This is a genomic window from Tepidanaerobacter sp. GT38 (genome assembly GCF_021991635.1).
Taxonomy (GTDB): domain Bacteria; phylum Bacillota; class Thermosediminibacteria; order Thermosediminibacterales; family Tepidanaerobacteraceae; genus DTU063.
Genome location: NZ_JAFFJA010000035.1, coordinates 1 through 18017 on the forward strand (window position 1 = coordinate 1; position 18017 = coordinate 18017).

Annotated in this window: 15 protein-coding genes; all 15 read left to right on the plus strand. The window is 38.0% G+C overall.

Annotation, left to right across the window (positions count from 1 at the left end):
• The first annotated feature begins 203 nt into the window (after positions 1-203).
• The 15 genes from yfmF to JT739_RS06055 all read left to right on the plus strand — a co-directional run bounded on the left by yfmF (position 204) and on the right by JT739_RS06055 (position 18014).
• The gene (yfmF, locus tag JT739_RS05985; protein ID WP_237660199.1) at positions 204-1502 is read left to right on the plus strand and encodes an EF-P 5-aminopentanol modification-associated protein YfmF; all 1299 of its coding nucleotides are present in this window, start codon (positions 204-206) and stop codon (positions 1500-1502) included.
• A gap of 15 nt (positions 1503-1517) precedes the next feature.
• On the plus strand, positions 1518-2792 hold the full coding sequence (yfmH, locus tag JT739_RS05990; protein ID WP_370642586.1) for an EF-P 5-aminopentanol modification-associated protein YfmH: 1275 nt from the start codon (positions 1518-1520) through the stop codon (positions 2790-2792).
• 176 nt (positions 2793-2968) lie between these two features.
• Positions 2969-3397: a division/cell wall cluster transcriptional repressor MraZ gene (gene mraZ / locus JT739_RS05995; RefSeq protein ID WP_255688437.1), complete on the plus strand. Its 429-nt coding sequence runs from the start codon at positions 2969-2971 to the stop codon at positions 3395-3397.
• 11 nt (positions 3398-3408) lie between these two features.
• Positions 3409-4371, plus strand: a complete 963-nt coding sequence (gene rsmH, locus JT739_RS06000; RefSeq protein ID WP_237660202.1) for a 16S rRNA (cytosine(1402)-N(4))-methyltransferase RsmH — start codon at positions 3409-3411, stop codon at positions 4369-4371.
• Positions 4364-4744, plus strand: a complete 381-nt coding sequence (ftsL, locus tag JT739_RS06005) for a cell division protein FtsL (protein WP_237660203.1) — start codon at positions 4364-4366, stop codon at positions 4742-4744. Before rsmH ends, ftsL begins: the two co-directional genes overlap by 8 nt.
• Positions 4745-4766: 22 nt before the next feature.
• Positions 4767-6845 (plus strand): stage V sporulation protein D, encoded by a 2079-nt coding sequence (locus JT739_RS06010; protein ID WP_255688425.1) that lies wholly within the window; start codon positions 4767-4769, stop codon positions 6843-6845.
• A 47-nt stretch (positions 6846-6892) separates the two neighbouring features.
• Positions 6893-8341, plus strand: coding sequence for a UDP-N-acetylmuramoyl-L-alanyl-D-glutamate--2,6-diaminopimelate ligase (locus tag JT739_RS06015; protein WP_237660205.1), 1449 nt, complete (start codon positions 6893-6895; stop codon positions 8339-8341).
• 1 nt (position 8342) lies between these two features.
• The gene (gene murF, locus JT739_RS06020; RefSeq protein WP_237660206.1) at positions 8343-9728 is read left to right on the plus strand and encodes a UDP-N-acetylmuramoyl-tripeptide--D-alanyl-D-alanine ligase; all 1386 of its coding nucleotides are present in this window, start codon (positions 8343-8345) and stop codon (positions 9726-9728) included.
• 1 nt (position 9729) lies between these two features.
• Positions 9730-10692, plus strand: coding sequence for a phospho-N-acetylmuramoyl-pentapeptide-transferase (gene mraY, locus JT739_RS06025; protein ID WP_255688426.1), 963 nt, complete (start codon positions 9730-9732; stop codon positions 10690-10692).
• A 27-nt stretch (positions 10693-10719) separates the two neighbouring features.
• Positions 10720-12075 carry a UDP-N-acetylmuramoyl-L-alanine--D-glutamate ligase gene (murD, locus tag JT739_RS06030; RefSeq protein ID WP_237660207.1) on the plus strand — a complete coding sequence of 452 codons (1356 nt, stop codon included), beginning with the start codon at positions 10720-10722 and terminating at the stop codon, positions 12073-12075.
• 7 nt (positions 12076-12082) lie between these two features.
• A complete protein-coding gene (spoVE, locus tag JT739_RS06035) occupies positions 12083-13186 on the plus strand; it encodes a stage V sporulation protein E (protein WP_237660208.1) in 1104 nt (367 codons plus the stop codon).
• A gap of 1 nt (position 13187) precedes the next feature.
• Positions 13188-14300 carry an undecaprenyldiphospho-muramoylpentapeptide beta-N-acetylglucosaminyltransferase gene (gene murG / locus JT739_RS06040; protein ID WP_237660209.1) on the plus strand — a complete coding sequence of 371 codons (1113 nt, stop codon included), beginning with the start codon at positions 13188-13190 and terminating at the stop codon, positions 14298-14300.
• A 154-nt stretch (positions 14301-14454) separates the two neighbouring features.
• A complete protein-coding gene (murC, locus tag JT739_RS06045; RefSeq protein ID WP_237660234.1) occupies positions 14455-15855 on the plus strand; it encodes a UDP-N-acetylmuramate--L-alanine ligase in 1401 nt (466 codons plus the stop codon).
• A 6-nt stretch (positions 15856-15861) separates the two neighbouring features.
• On the plus strand, positions 15862-17124 hold the full coding sequence (murA, locus tag JT739_RS06050) for a UDP-N-acetylglucosamine 1-carboxyvinyltransferase (RefSeq protein WP_237660210.1): 1263 nt from the start codon (positions 15862-15864) through the stop codon (positions 17122-17124).
• A gap of 89 nt (positions 17125-17213) precedes the next feature.
• Positions 17214-18014, plus strand: coding sequence for a cell division protein FtsQ/DivIB (locus JT739_RS06055; RefSeq protein WP_237660211.1), 801 nt, complete (start codon positions 17214-17216; stop codon positions 18012-18014).
• The last annotated feature ends 3 nt before the right edge of the window (positions 18015-18017 follow it).

Below are 18017 nucleotides of genomic sequence, written 5' to 3' on the forward strand. Positions count from 1 at the left end.
GGCTGGAAAGAGAAGTTCCGCAACGCGGACAGTATGGGACAACTTTGTTTCCTTATAGAGCAGTCCATCTTCCCAAATTTTCTTAAGGGCTTTTTTGATATACGTGCTGAAAAGAAAAATTTTCTGTATACTTACCATTATGTGGGACAACATAAAATTAACTGAGAAAAGCAGGAATTTCGTTGGAAAAGGAGAAGATATCCATGTCAAAGATATTTGAGGAGGTTGGCGTATTGGATCAAACATTTAAACAAAAAACATTAAAAAATGGTGTTAATACATATATCCATTCCACACCGAAATTTAAGACAACTACTTTTTACCTGTTTATTCATCAGAATCTAGCAAGAGAGACCGCTTCCAAAACTGCTCTTTTGCCTTTTGTTTTAAAACGCGGCAGCAAAAGCTTTCCTACCTCTAGAAAACTAAATTTATTTCTCGAAGATCTATATGGCACAAATATGGGCGGGGATGTCCTTAAGCGCGGAGAAAGGCATATTATGCAGTTTTTCATGGAAACAGTAAATCACAACTATATTGGTGATAAAAATATATTGATAAAAGGTTTGAAAGCATTTAGGGATATGATTTTGGACCCGCTAGTGGAAAATGAAGGGTTTAAAGCAGATTATGTAAATCAGGAAAAGGAGATCTTAAAGCGCAATATCGAGTCCCTATACAATGATAAGTTCAATTATGCTATAGAGAGATGCTTCCAAGAAATGTGTAAGGGCGAAGCCTTTAGCATATACAAGTACGGCACTGTGGAGGATTTAGCTCTCATTGATAACAAGATTTTATACAATTATTACAGAGAATGTCTAGCACACTGCCCTATGGACTTTTTTGTATTAGGAGACATCGATGAAGAAGAAATCACTGAGATAATCGAAGATATTTTTTCCTTTGAACGCAAGGAGGTTAAACAGGTCAAAACCGATTTTGTATCTAAGTTTGTTCAAGAACCCAATTACGTAGAGGAAAAACAGGATGTAAGCCAGGGTAAGCTTACAATGGGCTTTAGAACTAACACAAAATACAGTGATAAAGATTACTATCCACTAATGGTGTACAATGGAATACTAGGCGGAGGAACCCATTCTAAGCTTTTTCAAAACGTCAGAGAAAAAGCCAGCCTAGCATATTACGCTTTTTCAAGGCTGGAGAAAAACAAGGGTTTAATGCTCATTAGCTGCGGCATAGAGTTTGAAGATAAAGAAAAGGCAATTGATATAATAAATAAGCAATTAGACGACATTCGCAAAGGTAATATATCGGATTATGAATTTGACAGCACTATAAAAAGCCTGGTCAATTCATTCAAAGAAGCGGCAGATAATCCATCTATGATCATCAGTCTGTATTTAGATAGTATTATAAATGGCATACAAAGAACCACTGAGGACATTATCTACAACTTATCTAAGGTTACTAAAGCTGATGTAATAAATGTTGCCGAAAAAATCTGTTTAGACACGATATTCTTTCTGAATAAAAAGTGAGTCGAAAGGTGGTTAATGATGAAAACTTTCATGAGAGAACGGCTGTTTTCTAAGCAGATCCAAAATGGCCTTAAAGTATTTGTCATGCCTAAAAAGGACTACAACAAGATTTTTGCCATGTATTCCACTCATTATGGTTCAATAGACAGCGAATTTATAGTGCCGGATACGGGAGAACAGTTAAAAGTGCCTGAAGGCATAGCCCACTTTTTAGAGCACAAGATGTTTGAAATGGAATACGGAAATGTATTTGATAAGTTTGCGGAACTTGGGGCTTCTTCCAATGCTTTTACCAATTATACCAACACCACGTATCTGTTTTCAGCTACATCTTATTTCAAAGAAAACCTGCAGCTTTTGCTGGAATATGTGGACACTCCTTATTTTACCGAGGCAAGTGTTGAAAAAGAAAAAGGCATAATAACCCAAGAGCTGCGAATGTATGAAGATGAGCCTGAGTGGCAGGTACTGCTAAATCTTTTAAAATGCATGTATCATAAACATCCTGTTAGAATAGACATCGGCGGTACAGTGGAGTCCATACAAAAAATCGATGTAGATACCCTTTATAAATGTTATAACACATTTTACCATCCTAGCAATATGATCCTCTTTGTCATTGGCTGTATAAACCCAGAGGAAGTTTTTGAGCTGGTAGAGGAAACTGAGAACGCAAAAAATTTAGTGCCACAAGGGGATATAAAAAGGATATATCCGGAAGAACCAACTTCAGTTTACAAATCAAGTCATAAAGTACACCTGGATGTAAATGAGCCCTTATTTTTAACGGGGTTTAAGGATATCGATGTAGGTTATGATGGGATGCCGCTACTAAAAAAAGAGATAACTACAGGAATATTGCTGGAAATCATGTTCGGGCGCAGTTCAGAACTTTATGAACGGCTTTATGAAAAAGGCCTTATCGACGACAGGTTTAACTTTGGCTATGAAGGACAAAAGGATTACGGTTTTTGCACTATAGGCGGAGAGACAAAAGACCCGGACCAATTATACAAAGAGATTACTGAAAGTATTTATGACAACATTAAAAAGGGTATTAACATTGAAGACTTTGAGCGGGTTAAAAAGAAGTTCATGGGCGAATTCATATCTGGGTTTAACTCTTTGGAGTTTATTGCATCAAATTTTGTATCTTATTATCATAAAAATATAAATATCTTTGATTATTTAAATGTATTGGAGGAAATTACCATGGAAGATGTTACAAAACGGCTAAATAGCTTCTTTGATTTTTCAAGAAATGCAACTTCTGTGGTAATGCCCAAATAACCTAGCTATTCTAGAACTGATAGTAAGCATACTTGGCATAAGGATTTTCAAAAAGATGGATTGATTCCATCTTTTTTTTTGCCAGAAGAAGGATTTATCAAAAATTCATAGAATAGATAAAGTGGGAAGAAGTGGAGAGAAGTGGTAGGAAAAATAAACAATGTGGAGTGAAAATGATGTTTATCGGCCAGTTCCAGCACTCTCTGGATCAAAAAGGCAGGTTAATAATTCCCTCTAAGTTTCGGGAAGCCCTTGGCCAAAACTTTGTACTTACCAAGGGTTTAGACGGGTGCCTTTTTGTATATCCTAGAGATGAGTGGGCAGAGCTGGAGCTGAAGTTAAAAACTCTTCCCTTTACTCAAAAGGATGCCCGCGCTTTTATAAGGTTCTTTTTTGCAGGGGCTACGGAAGTAGAAATGGATAAACAAGGCAGAATCTTAATCCCTCCGCAACTAAGGGAACATGCCCGCATCGAAAAAGATGTTGTTATTATCGGTGTTTCAAACAGAGTAGAGATATGGAGCCAAGAGCAATGGGAAGCTTACAGTGCCAAAGCTGCGGAGTCTTATGAAGATATTGCAGAAACACTGGATTTGGGAATTTAGGAGATGAACTGATGAATTATCATCATGTACCTATACTTTTAGACAAGGTTATTGAGATATTAAATCCAAAGCCCGGAGGTGTCTACGTTGATGCAACACTGGGTGGCGGGGGTCACTTTAAGGAAATTATAAAACACGCCGAATTTCAAGGCACTTTTATAGGAATAGATCAGGACGAGACTGCAATTTTAAATGCAAGAGAAACTTTTTCTGAATACTCATGTGATATCAGGCTTGTACATGACAACTTTTCGAACATAAAAAATATTATAAGGGACAATAACATAAACAAAATTGATGGGATCCTATTTGATTTAGGAGTGTCGTCCCATCAATTAGATGAGGGGTCGAGGGGCTTTTCATATAAGCAGGATGCTGAACTTGATATGAGAATGGATAGGCGCATGCCATTGAGTGCAAAAGATGTGGTAAATAGAATGCCCCGAGAGGAACTAAAGCGCATAATAAAAGAGTACGGTGAAGAACCTTGGGCTGGTCGCATAGCTGACTTTATCTGTGAAAGGCGCAAGCAGCGTGAGATAACCACAACTGGAGAATTGGTTCAAATAATAAAAGATGCCATACCTGCCAAAGCAAGACGTAAGGGCGGCCATCCTGCACGCAAGACATTTCAAGCCCTTCGCATATACGTGAACAAGGAACTGGAAATTTTAGAATCAAGTATAAAAGATGCCGTTGATCTTTTAAATCCTGCTGGCAGGATTTGTGTTATAACCTTTCATTCACTTGAAGATAGAATTATCAAAGATACTTTTAAGTTTTTGGCAACTGATTGTATTTGTCCTAAAGAGGCATTGGTCTGCACTTGCGATCACATAAAAATTATTAAGATTCTAACATCAAAACCCATATATCCTTCACAAGCAGAAATTGATTCAAACCCGAGGGCTCGTAGTGCAAAATTAAGAGCAGCTGAAAAGCTTTTTGTTCTAAAACCGGGAGAAGGTGAATAAAGTGGTAGTAGCTGAAAGAGAACTGCAAAGAAGAAATTATTATTATAGAGAAGAAGCATATCGCCGTGATATACAAAGACAACCGAAACAGAAAGTTGTCCCTTCAAATCATAAATTGCGGTATATATTTAGACTTATTGCCGTTGCTTTTTTGCTTTTTTTGATTTTGTATAGATTTTCAATCATTACCGAATACCAGTACAGAGTAGAAAGACTGCAGTCCGAAATTCAAGAAATCAACATGCAAAATGAACGTTTAAAAGTTGAAATAGCAAATCTGAAATCCATAGCCAGAATTGAAGATATAGCAAAGAACAAATTAAATATGAAAGAACCGGATAGTCAACAAATAATGTATTTAGATAGAGATTAACAAGATGTGGGTGAAAGGTAAAATGTCGGTTCCTCAAATTGTAATTAAAAGGAGATTGGTAGTGCTCCTTTTATTTTCATTCATGTTTAGTTTTATATTACTTGGACGTGTTTTTTGGATTCAATTTGTCCTTGGTGATGAACTAAAAGACCGAGCACTTAACCAATGGACAAGTGACGTTCCAATTGAGCCTAAGCGCGGAACCATATATGACAGAAATAAAAATCCTCTTGCTATTAGCGCAACAGTAGACACGGTTGTGGCAAGTCCTCCTGATATTAAGGATATCGAAAAAACAGCCAGCTTGTTATCCACTGCTTTAAATTTGGATAAGGAAGAACTGGAGGAGAAATTAAAAGACGCCAAAGACAAGAAAAAAGGTGCCATATACATAAAACGCAAGATAAGTGACGAAGAATCAGAGGCGGTAAGGAACCTAAATTTGAGTGGTATATACTTCACTAAAGAAAATAAGCGGTTTTACCCCGAAAGAAACCTATGCTCGCATGTTTTGGGTTTTACGGGCATAGACAGCCAGGGGCTCGATGGAATAGAATTAATCTATGAAAAATATCTTAAAGGAACTCCGGGCAGAATAGTATCGGAAAAAGATGCTCTAAGCAGAAAGCTTCCCTTTGGCATAGATAAATACGTACCGCCTGAAGACGGTTTGGATTTAGTCTTAACCATTGATAAAATTATACAGCACATTGCGGAAAGAGAATTGGAAAAGGCACTGGCAGAACACAATGCCAAAAGAGGAACAGTTATAGTCATGGATCCCAAAACAGGTGAGATACTGGCTTTAACTAATAAACCTGATTACGACCCAAATAATTACAGCGAATATCCCCAGCAACTCTGGCGAAATGCAGCTGTATCTGATGTTTATGAACCTGGCTCTACCTTTAAGATCGTAACGGCATCTGCTGCCCTAGAAGAAGGTGTTGCACGGCCCGAGGATACGTTTTACGATCCCGGCTATGTAATTGTTTCAGGCGTTAGGATAGGTTGTTGGCGTCATGAAGGTCATGGCAGCCAAACTTTTATTCAACTAGTTGAAAATTCTTGTAACCCTGGCTTCGTAGATTTAGGAATGAAACTTGGCAAGGACAGAATGATTAAGTATATTAAAGGATTTGGCTTTGGGGAAACTACCGGAGTGGATTTGCCGGGAGAAGCACGGGGAATTCTTGACCCATCAAAGGTTGGGCCCGTTGAACTTGCTACAATCTCTTTTGGTCAGGGAATTTCGGTGACGCCTATTCAGCTCATTACAGCACTTTCCACTATAGCAAATGACGGCAAGTTAGTCCAACCTCATGTGGCAAAAGCAATAATTGACAAAGACGGCAACATAGTCCACGAGTTTTCGCCTGCTCCGTTGCGTCAGGTTGTATCCTATGAAACTGCTCAAGAAATGAAAAAGATTTTAGAAAGTGTAGTAACAAACGGAACGGGAGGAAGAGGCAAGGTAGAAGGTTATAGAGTTGCGGGTAAGACTGGTACTGCTGAAAAATATGTGCCGGGAAAATACGTAGTTTCATATGCGGGATTTGCACCTGTAGATGATCCTAAACTTGCCATATTGGTAATTATCGATGAACCTTCCGGTGGGTTAATCTACGGAGGAACTATAGCAGGGCCTGTTTTCCAGAAAATAATGGCTGATTCATTAAATTATCTTGGTGTAGAACCGCAGATTGAAATTGAAGAAGAAGAAAAAGAGTATATTGCAGTGCCCGATTTGCGCAACCTGTATATTGAAGATGCTAAGAAAATTTTATTCCAAAACGGTTTATCTGCTCGGGTAGATGGGGAAGGCTATGTGGTAACAGAACAGGTACCCATGCCAGGTGCAGAAGTAAAGAAAAATACAACTGTACTGTTAAAGGTATCTGATTCCCGCACCAACAAAGACCCAGTTACGATTCCGGATTTAACTGGTAGAACTGTTAAAGAATCGACTGATATTCTAAATGCTATAGGATTAAATATTGAAATTGTTGGCAGCGGTTATGCAGTAAAGCAGACTCCTCCACCAGAGGTAGAAGTAGGTTTGGGAACTACAGTAAGAGTTGAGTTTTCTCAAAACCCATAAGAAATATTTCGATACCAACTATATAAATTAAGTAAAAGAGGGTTATTATGAAGATAAATGAGCTAGTAAAGATTTTGCCAGAAGTAATTTCCATTGATGGGCCCTTAAATATGGAAATAAACTCAGTTGTTGATGATTCTAGGCAGGTGAAAGAAGGGGCTCTGTTTGTTGCAGTGACCGGTGACAATTTCGATGGCCACGATTTTATCCCTGAAGTTATAAAGCGTGGGGCAAACGCAGTAATTGGCGAAAAACCTGTATCTCTTGCCAAAGACAAGACTTATATTAGAGTTAATGACAGCCGTAAGGCTTTGGCTATAAGCTCCGCATGGTTTTACGGTTTTCCAGGTGACAAATTGCGGCTAATTGGAGTTACCGGAACCAGTGGCAAAACCACAACTACTTATCTTATCAGAGCTATGCTAGAAGAAGTTGGAGCTACTTCAGGTGTAATTGGCACCATTAGGAATATAATAAAAGACAGAGAACTTCCCACATCTTTTACTACTCCCGGATCATTAAAATTAAATGAGCTTTTTTCGCAGATGGTAGAACAAAACGTGGAGTACGTGGTGATGGAAGTATCTTCCCATTCCTTAAAACTTCACCGTGTTGAAGGGTTAACCTTTGAGGTGGGTGTATTTACTAACCTTACTCAAGACCACCTGGACTTTCACAAAACCTTAGAGGATTATTTTTGGTCAAAGCAAAAACTTTTTAAGCAGTCTAAGCAGGCTGTAATAAATATCGATGATAAAAGTGGTACGAGACTTTTAGACATTATAGATATTCCTGCAACAACTTATGGCATAGAAAATCCTGCCCACTTAATGGCTCAAAACATACGGCAAACAATGGAAGGGGTTTATTACGATCTAGTCTATCAAGACGAAAAATATCCCGTATTTTATGGAGTGCCCGGTCGTTTTAGTGTTTACAATTCTCTTTCGGCATTGGCTGTAGGTATTACTTTAGGTTTTCCCATAGACAGTTTGATAAACGCTTTGAAAAAAGTAAAAGGAGTACCAGGCAGGTTTGAGCCTGTAGAGAATGACAAAGGCTTTACTGTCTTAGTAGATTATGCTCATAAACCAGACAGCTTAAAGAATGTCCTGTTAACCATTAAGGAATTTTGTAAAGGCAATATTATAACTGTTTTCGGCTGCGGTGGGGACAGAGACAGAGAGAAAAGGCCAATAATGGGTAAAATAGCCACGGAGCTTTCTGACTATACTATTATTACATCAGACAATCCAAGAAGCGAAGACCCGGAGGCCATTATCCGACAAATAGAAAGTGGAGTAGTCGGCAGGAATTATCAAAAAATAACTGATCGAAGAAAGGCTATACAGCAGGCACTACTGATGGCTAAAAAGGGAGACACGGTTTTGATCGCAGGAAAGGGACATGAGACTTATCAGATTATTGGGGATAAAAAGTTACATTTTGATGATAAAGAGGTTGTTAAAGAGTTTTTAAGTGGCGGAGGACTATAGGATGAAAACGTTAAGCATTAGAGAAGTCGTTGGAGCTGTTCAAGGAAAATATTCATGCAGTGAATTTGACATATTGATAAAAGGCGTTTCTACGGATTCTAGGACAATTAGAGAAGATGAACTGTTTGTGCCTTTAGTGGGGCCTAACTTTAACGGCCACGATTTCATAAGAGAAGCCCTCGAAAAAGGTGCTGTGGCTGTTCTTTGTGATGAAAGTAAGAAGATGAAAGTGGAAGGTTTGCCTGAGAAAAAAATTATCTTTGTAGACAATACTCAGTTAGCTTTGTTGAGATTGGCCGCATACTACAGGTCGCTTTTTGACTTGCCTTTTATTGCCGTAACCGGCAGCGTAGGCAAAACTACTACCAAAGAAATGATTGCAGCCATACTAAAGACTAGGTTTAAGGTTCTAAAAACACCTGGAAATTTAAACAATGAAATCGGCTTACCCCTTACCATTTTTCAGTTAGATGAAGGTTATGATATAGGAGTAGTCGAGATGGGAATGAGCGGTTTTGGAGAAATCCGCAGGTTAGCAAATGTTGTAAAGCCCAGAGTAGCTGTAATTACAAATATAGGGATAAGCCATATAGAAAAACTGGGAAGCAAAGAAAACATCGCTCGAGCCAAGATGGAAATTCTTGAACCTCTTACAAAAGAGGATATAGCAGTGCTTAATGCAGACAGTAAGGAATTATGGAGTGAAAGAGAAAAAGTCATAACTAAAACAGTATTTTTTGGCCGAGAGCGTGGAGATATAAGGGCAAAAAATATTGTGTCTAAAAATGATGGGATAAAATTTGACATATACGGTCGTTATGGTGAGATGACTTTTAAGATCTCATTGCCGGGAATTCATAATGTCAGTAATGCATTAGCAGCTATAGCAGTTGGTTTTGAAATGGGCCTTACTAGGGAAGAAATACAAATGGGACTTAAAAACTTAAAATTGCCAGAGATGAGGCTTCAATTTAAAAAATCATTTTTTGGCGCTGAAATTATTGATGATGCCTACAATGCCAGTCCCGACTCCATGAAAGCTGCGCTAGACCTGCTATTTCAGAGAGGACAGGGCAAGAAAAAAGCTGCTGTATTAGGAGACATGCTGGAACTGGGCAGTTTTTCGGAAAAAGCCCACTTTGAGATTGGAGAGTATGCAGCAAAGAGAGCAGACAAAATTATTGCTATAGGCAATTTTTCTGAAAGTATAAAAGAGGGAGCTTTGGAGGGGAAAATAGATCCCACCTGTGTTTATACTTTTCCAACAGTTAAGATGGCTTTATCCGAGGTAATAAACCTTGTAGAAGATTGTGATATAATCCTGGTAAAAGCTTCGAGAGGTATGAAGTTGGAACAAATTACGCAACTTTTAGTCGGGAGGTCTTAAATTGGGTGTGGAATTTTTTACTGCTCTAGTCTCATTTGTGACTACTGCTGTGCTTGGCATATTGTTAATACCGATTTTGGACAAACTCAAGTTTGGGCAAACGATAAGAAGCGATGGGCCTAAGCGACATTTGAGCAAAATGGGAACACCTACAATGGGCGGTATTATTTTCATTCCCGCTATCGCACTGGCAACTCTTTTAATTTCAGATATTAATATTGATACCATTGCGGTTATTTTTTTTATGATAGGATTTGGCCTTATAGGTTTTGCTGATGACTTTATAAAAATTATAAAAAGAAGGTCTCTTGGCCTTAGAGCAAATCAAAAGCTGCTGTTTCAACTTATACTTTCAGCATGCTTGGTATTTTATATATTTACCAATTATACCGAACCAACAGTAATTTTAGTTCCCTTTCATTCTGGGAGATTAGACCTTGGCATGATTTATATTCCCTTTACGATATTTATAATATTGGGCACAGTAAACAGTGTAAACCTTACAGATGGTTTAGACGGTTTGGTTTCGGGCATCGTAGCAATAATAGGATTTTTTTATACGGTCTTTCTTGCAAAAAGCAATTTAAACCTAGCCCTTTTCAGCTGTGCCATAACCGGTGCCTGTCTGGGCTTTTTGCTGTTTAATTACCATCCGGCAAAGGTTTTCATGGGCGATACCGGTGCTTTGGGTTTGGGTGGAGCTCTTGCAGCTATAACCGTTTTATCCCGCAGTCATCTTTATCTGGCGGTAGTCGGTATTATGTTTATACTAGAAACCCTCTCGGTCATTTTGCAGGTGTTAGCTTTTAAATTTACCGGAAAGCGAATATTTAAAATGAGTCCTATTCATCACCATTTTGAATTGTGCGGGTGGAGCGAACGCAAGGTAGTTCATGTTTTTTGGCTGATTACATTTTTTGCAGGGATATTAAGTTCCCTTATGTATAAGGGGGTAATTATGTAACATTATAGAGAAAGGGGAAAGCTGACAGTGGAACTTAAGGGGAAAAATGTGCTGATATTAGGCTTGGCTCGCAGTGGTGTTGCTGCTGCTGAGGAGTTAACAAACCTGGGGGCAAAAGTGACCGCCAGTGATTTAAAAGCTAGAGAAAAATTAAAAGATGCTGATAGCTTAGAATCAATGGGTGTAAAGTTGGTTTTGGGAGAGCATCCGGTTGAGCTTTTAAACGGATGTGACCTTGTTGTACTGAGTCCTGGTGTCCCCAGCGATTTAGAAATTTTTTATGAAGCCAGAAAGAGAGATATACCGATTATTAGCGAATTGGAACTGGGGTTTTGGTTTGCCAAGGCACCGATAATAGCGGTTACCGGCACCAATGGCAAAACTACAACTACCACTTTAATTGGTGAGATACTAAAAAACGATGGAAAAAACATTACTTTGGCCGGCAATATAGGCATTCCTTTGATTAGAGAAGTTGAGAAAGCGGATAGTAAAGATTATTTGGTAGTAGAAGTTAGCAGCTTTCAATTAGAAAATATAATGCATTTTAAGCCGAAGATAAGCGTAATATTAAATATCACAGAAGACCATTTAAACCGCCACAAAACTTTTGAAAATTATATCGAAGCTAAAGCTCGGATTTTTGAAAATCAAACAGAAGAAGATTATACAGTATTAAACTATGATGACCCTGTAGTTAAATCATTTGTCAAGCGAATTAAGGCCAAAATCATTTTCTTTAGTCAAAAAGAAGAGCTTCCTCGAGGCATATATGTAAAAAATGGAGTAATAGTAATAAGAGAAAATGGGAAAATGTATCCATTGCTCAAAGCTGATGAATTGGGGATAAAAGGCACTCACAATTTAGAAAATGCATTGGCTGCAGCTAGTGTTGCATGGATTTGCAGGACGAATTTAAATAATATGGCTGAGACTCTTAAGCATTTTCATGGTGTTGAACATCGCTTGGAGTTTGTTACGGAAATTGGTAAAGTAAAATTTTTTAACGATTCAAAAGCAACCAATCCCGATTCTGCAAAAAAATCAATAGAAGCCTTAAAGGAACCAATTGTACTTATAGCTGGCGGGTACGATAAAAAAAGCGATTTTACAAGTTTCGTCAAAGCCTTTAATGGAAGGGTTAAAAAGCTCATCCTTATAGGTGATACAGCTGATATTATTGAAGAAACTGCAAAAAAGCACGGCTTTAATAATGTTGAAAAAACCTCTTCTTTGCAGCAAGCCGTAAGACTTGCGTTTGATGCAGCAAAGCCCGGGGATGCAGTGCTTTTGTCGCCTGCTTGTGCCAGTTGGGATATGTTTGAAAACTTTGAGGAAAGAGGGCGGATTTTTAAAGAAACAGTATTCTCTTTGAAAGATTGAAGGAGTGATGTATGTGTCCCGGAGGCCTCCGGATTTTGCCATACTCTTTACGGTACTAATTCTCGTATGTTTTGGTATGATAATGGTGTTTAGTTCAAGCAGTGTTAGAGCATATTATTTTTACAATGATAGTTTTTACTTTTTTAAACGCCAGTTAGCTTGGTCCATTCTAGGTTTTATAGCAATGATATTTTTTATGAACTATGATTACTGGAAGATAAAAAAGTATGAAAAGCTGATCGTTTTTGTTATGCTTTTATTACTGGTGCTAGTGCTTATACCAGGAATAGGGAAGAAAGTCAATGAAGCACGCAGATGGATAGGTATTGGAGCTTTAACAATACAGCCTTCAGAAATTGCAAAACTCGGCATGATTATATATCTCTCTTGTGGCCTGGAGCGAAAAGGGGTTAAAGTGCAATCTTTTTTTGGTGGCGTCCTTCCTTTTTTGTTAGTAATGGGTGTTGTTTGTGCTTTGATTTTAAAGGAGCCCCACTTGAGCGCAACTGTTCTCATAGGGATAACGACTCTTATACTGCTTTTTGTTGGCGGCGCTAAAATGACGCATATGATTGGCATGGGAGCTTGTGGGTTTGTTCTAGCACTAATGCTTGCTATAAGCAAACCCTACAGACTGAAGCGATTACTTTCTTTTTTAGATCCATGGGCAAACCCCAGTGAAGAGGGGTATCATATTATTCAATCTCTGTACGCATTGGGCTCTGGTGGCTTAATCGGTGTAGGTATTGGGCAGAGCAGACAAAAATTTTTTTATCTTCCCGAGCCGCAAACTGATTTCATATTTTCAGTTATTGGAGAAGAATTGGGCTTTATAGGGGCAGCTTTTGTAATTATTATGTTTATGTTTTTTATATGGAGAGGTTATAGGACTGCTATGGCAGCCCCAGATGTGTTCGGTAAGCTTATGGCAACAGGTATAACCTCGCTGATTGCTTTGCAATTTTTGATAAACGTAGCGGTTGTAACTGCATCGGTGCCGGTAACCGGAATGCCGCTGCCCTTCATAAGTTATGGTGGTTCTTCACTGACAATAACAATGAGTCAGATTGGTATTTTATTAAACATTTCAAGATATGCGGAGGTTAAGTGAAATGCCCCCAAAATTCATATTAGCCGGTGGTGGAACCGGTGGGCATATTTATCCAGCAATAGCAATTGCACAGGGAATAAAAGAAACTTTTCCCGATGCTGATATTCTATTTATAGGTACCAACAGAGGCCTTGAAAAAGAATTAGTTAAAAAAGCCGGATTCCCTTTAAAAACTATAAGGGTAAAGGGCTTTCGGCGAAAACTGTCACTTGACACGCTTATATCAATTAAGGAATTAGTTCATGGTGCCTTCGATTCGTTTAGCTTAATAAAAAAAGAAAAACCAGATATGGTTATTGGAACGGGAGGCTATGTAGCTGGACCTGTTCTATTTTTTGCTTCGATTATGGGAATCCCTTCAGCTATACATGAACAAAATGTCACTCCTGGCGTTACAAACAAAATACTAGCCCGTTTTGTGGATAGGATTTTTGTGAGCTTTTCTGATTCTATGAAATTTTTTCCGAAAGGAAAAACCTTTCTTGTTGGAAATCCGGTGAGAAAGGAAATCTCATCGGGGAACCGCCTGAGCGCCCTAAAAAAATTTGGCCTTTCTCCTGATATTCCTGTAGTTTTGTGTTTTGGAGGTAGTCAGGGTGCAGCGCGAATAAATGATGCTATTTGCAAAATTATAGAGGCTATTAAAGATAATGCCAGATTCCAGTTAATACACATTACAGGTAAAAATCATTATGACAAAATAAAAAGCACCTTGGAAAATAAAGGAATAACCCTAGATAGGTTGGGACATATTATTGTAAGACCATATATTTATGAGATGCAGGATTCCTATGCTGCAGCAGATTTAGTTATATCCAGGGCAGGCGCCCTGACCATATCAGAACTTAGTGCTTGTGGAAAACCAGCAATTTTGATTCCGCTTCCGACAGCGGCCAATCATCACCAGGACTATAATGCCAAATACATGGAAGAAAACGGCGCAGCTGTGGTTATGCATGAAGACAAACTATCCGGAGAGACTCTTCTCAGAACCATAGAAAATATTATTTTTGACAAATCTCGTTTACATAAAATGTCAATGGCCAGCAAAAATTTAGCAAGAGAAGATGCAGTTGAAAAAATGCTAGTTGAGATACGAAAACTGGTAAAGTAAGTGAAATATTTACTTAAAGTTTACATTGTGCTAATATGAAGTTGTACAAGCAATAGAATAGTAACACCTTTGTTTTTTTTGCATAATATATTATATACGTCAGTGTTAATACACATCATTGTTTTGTCTCAGGGAAGGAGCGAATAATTTGACAGTGAATTATAATCGAATTCATTTTATTGGAATCGGCGGTACAGGCATGAGCGGTATAGCAAAAATATTGATGAATATGGGATATACTGTTTCTGGTTCTGATTTAAAAGTATCTGAAGCTTTACTTCGATTAAAGGAAGCAGGTGCAAAAGTTTTTATTGGTCATCATGTTTCAAATGTAGAAGGTGCAGATTTAGTAGTTGTGTCTTCAGCTATTCCAAAGTCTAATCCAGAGTACGTTAAAGCTATAGAATCTAATATTCCTGTTGTGCATAGGGCAGATATGCTAAGTTTGCTGATGGATTCCAAAAAAGGAATTGCTGTATCGGGTGCTCATGGCAAGACCACTACGACATCAATGATATCCTTGATTATGGAGAAAAATGGATTCGATCCTACTGTCATAATCGGTGGCGAGTTAAATGACATCGGCGGTAATGCCACGTTGGGAAATGGAGAATTCCTTGTGGCTGAAGCTGATGAAAGCGATGGCTCCTTTATGAAACTAAAACCTTATGTTGCTGTAATAACAAATATCGAAAATGACCATATGGATTATTATAAAAATATGGAGAATATGAAAAATGCCTTTAAGGCGTTTGTAAGCAATGTGAAACAAGGTGGCTTTGTTGTAGTAGGCAATGACAATGAATATGTACGTGAGATGATAAAGGATATCGATAAAGAATGTTATACCTTCGGAATGAATTATAAATCGGATTTTATGCCTAAAAACATCAGAATGAATGGGCTTTCCTCCAGTTGTGATATATATTTTAGGGGGAAATTTTTAGGCGAATTGCAGCTAAACGTTCCTGGACTGCATAACATTGTTAATGCTACTGCCGCTGTAGCTGTAGGGAATCGTTTAGGTATAGACATAGAGGGCATGAGAGAGGCAATAAAAACTTTTCATGGTGTTCAACGCCGGTTTCAAATTATTGATGAGATAGATGGAATAAAGGTTATTGATGATTATGGCCATCATCCTACGGAAATCAAAGCTACGTTAAGAGCTGCAAGAAGCTGCAATCCTAGAAAAATTTATGCAATCTTTCAGCCGCATAGATACACACGAACTCAAAACTTGGCTGGGGAATTCGGCTCAGCTTTTATTGATGCTGATGAAGTGATACTGACAGATATATATAGCGCAGGCGAAAGACCTATTAATGGAGTATCCTCTGAACTCATAGCAGAATCCCTAAAAGAAAATGGAAAAAAAGTAGTGCTGATAAAGAAAAAAGAGGATATTCCAGATTATATTATCGATAAAGTTTTCCCAGGAGATTTTATTTTAACTATAGGGGCAGGAGATATAAATGATATAGCTTATAAAATTGTCAACAAATTAAAGTCTTGCCCAAAGGAGGTAATTGGCAATATTCCGGAGGTGAATTAAACTGGGATGTATATTATTCAAGGAGGAGAAACCCTTTCTGGGGAAATAAGGGTACAGGGTTCTAAAAATTCAAGCCTTCCAATTTTAGCTGCAACTATACTTAACGGCAGTAAAAATACAATTTGCGATGTGCCGAAAATTAAAGATATAGAAGTCATGAATCAAATATTATTACACTTAGGTGCAGATATAGTAGAAAAAGATAATGTAATTGAAATAAACACTGAAAATGTAAACAAGTTCGATGTGCCGGAGCAGCTTATGCGAAGAATGCGCTCATCCATTGTTTTGATGGGCGCTTTACTTGGCAGGTTCGGCAAAGCCAAAGTATCATACCCCGGCGGATGCGAAATAGGTCCAAGGCCAATTGATTTACATTTAAAAGGCCTTTCTTTAATGGGTGTAAATTTTACTGAAGGTCATGGATTTCTTTATGCAAAAGCCTCTGAATTAAAAGGTGCTGAAATACATCTTGATTTTCCAAGTGTTGGTGCCACTGAAAACCTGATGCTCGCAGGCGTACTTGCAAAAGGTACTACTATAATTAGAAATGTAGCTAAGGAACCTGAAATAGTGGATTTGCAAAATTTTTTAAATAGAATGGGTGCCAATGTAAAAGGAGCGGGAACTGATACAATAAAGATAGAAGGTTGTCGAATTCAAGATTTAAAACAGGTCAATAACTATACCATAATACCTGATAGAATTGCAGCAGGCACATATCTTGTAGCGGCTGCAATTACAAGAGGGCAAATTAAGCTTACTAATGTTATTGTCGAACATTTAGAGCCTATCCTTGCTAAATTAAGAGAAACAGGGTGTGTGATAGTAAACAATAAAGCCGAAATTGAATTATATGTTGATAAACCATTAGTTTCACTGGACAGTTTAAGAACGCTGCCCTATCCCGGTTTCCCCACTGACATGCAAGCACCGATGATGGCGCTTTTGGCTACGGTGGAAGGAACTTCCATACTTACGGAGACGATCTTTGAAAACAGATTTAAACATGCACAGGAATTGAGACGAATGGGTGCTAACATTACCATAAATGGCAATACAGCTATAATCAAAGGAGTCAAACAACTTTCCGGTGCCATAGTTGAAGCTAAGGATTTAAGAGCAGGTGCGGCACTTATTTTAGCAGCTTTAGCTGCTAAAGGAGAAACTATTGTAGAGGGAGCAGCCTACGTAGAACGAGGCTATGAAAATATCGAAGGGAATCTAGCTGCGTTAGGGGCAAAAATTATCAAAAAACACAAAATATAATGCAAATATTTGTAATATGACAATTTACTGCAAAGGCTAGATTTTGCAGTAAATGTTATTTTTGTAAATAAAAGGGACAAGTGATCGGTATGGATAGATGGAATGAAAGTAGATATTATCCTTATGGCAATAGAAGAAAAAGGAAGATTAACTATAAAAGACTATTGTTGTCACTTGGGTTTTTATGTATAATATCATTGATGCCAATGGTTTGCAGCTCTTTTTTTGCCATAAAAGACATAAAAATTATAGGAAATAGCAGCATACCTACTGAAGAGATTTTGGCAGCTGTTGATTATTATTACGGCATGAACCTGCTTGCGGTAAATGAGGATCAAGTTAAACAGGCTTTACAAGCAACTGTTCCCGTAAAAGAGGTAAATGTCCACTATAAGCTTCCCCACACTCTTGTTCTGGAAGTTAAAGAAAGAGAAATTGCAGCTGCATTAAATTATTTAAGTGGCTTTGCCTTAATAGACACCCAAGGAATTGTCGTTAAACTTGTGTCAAGGCTTGAAACTTATGCAATTCCGGTTGTTACCGGTTTCAAGGTCACAGATGCTAAAGTTGCTGAAAAACCAGAGTTTGAGGCAAATGAAGCCCATTTTGAGGCTATGTTGGAATTAATTGATAGCGCAAAACCAATATTGAATGAGCTTTCAGAAATCAACCTGGCTATCGATGGTAACAATAACCCATCTTTTTATTTATATACACTTGATGGTTACCAGGTTTTTTTAGATGAATGTGATGACAAAAAAATAACAACTTTACAGGAACTATTGGCAGACATTAGAAAGAGAGATGTAGGAAAGGGATTGCTTGATATAAGTCACAATACACCGATTTTTAAACCGTTTCCGAGCAGTGACAGCCGGGAGAGGAGGTAGACT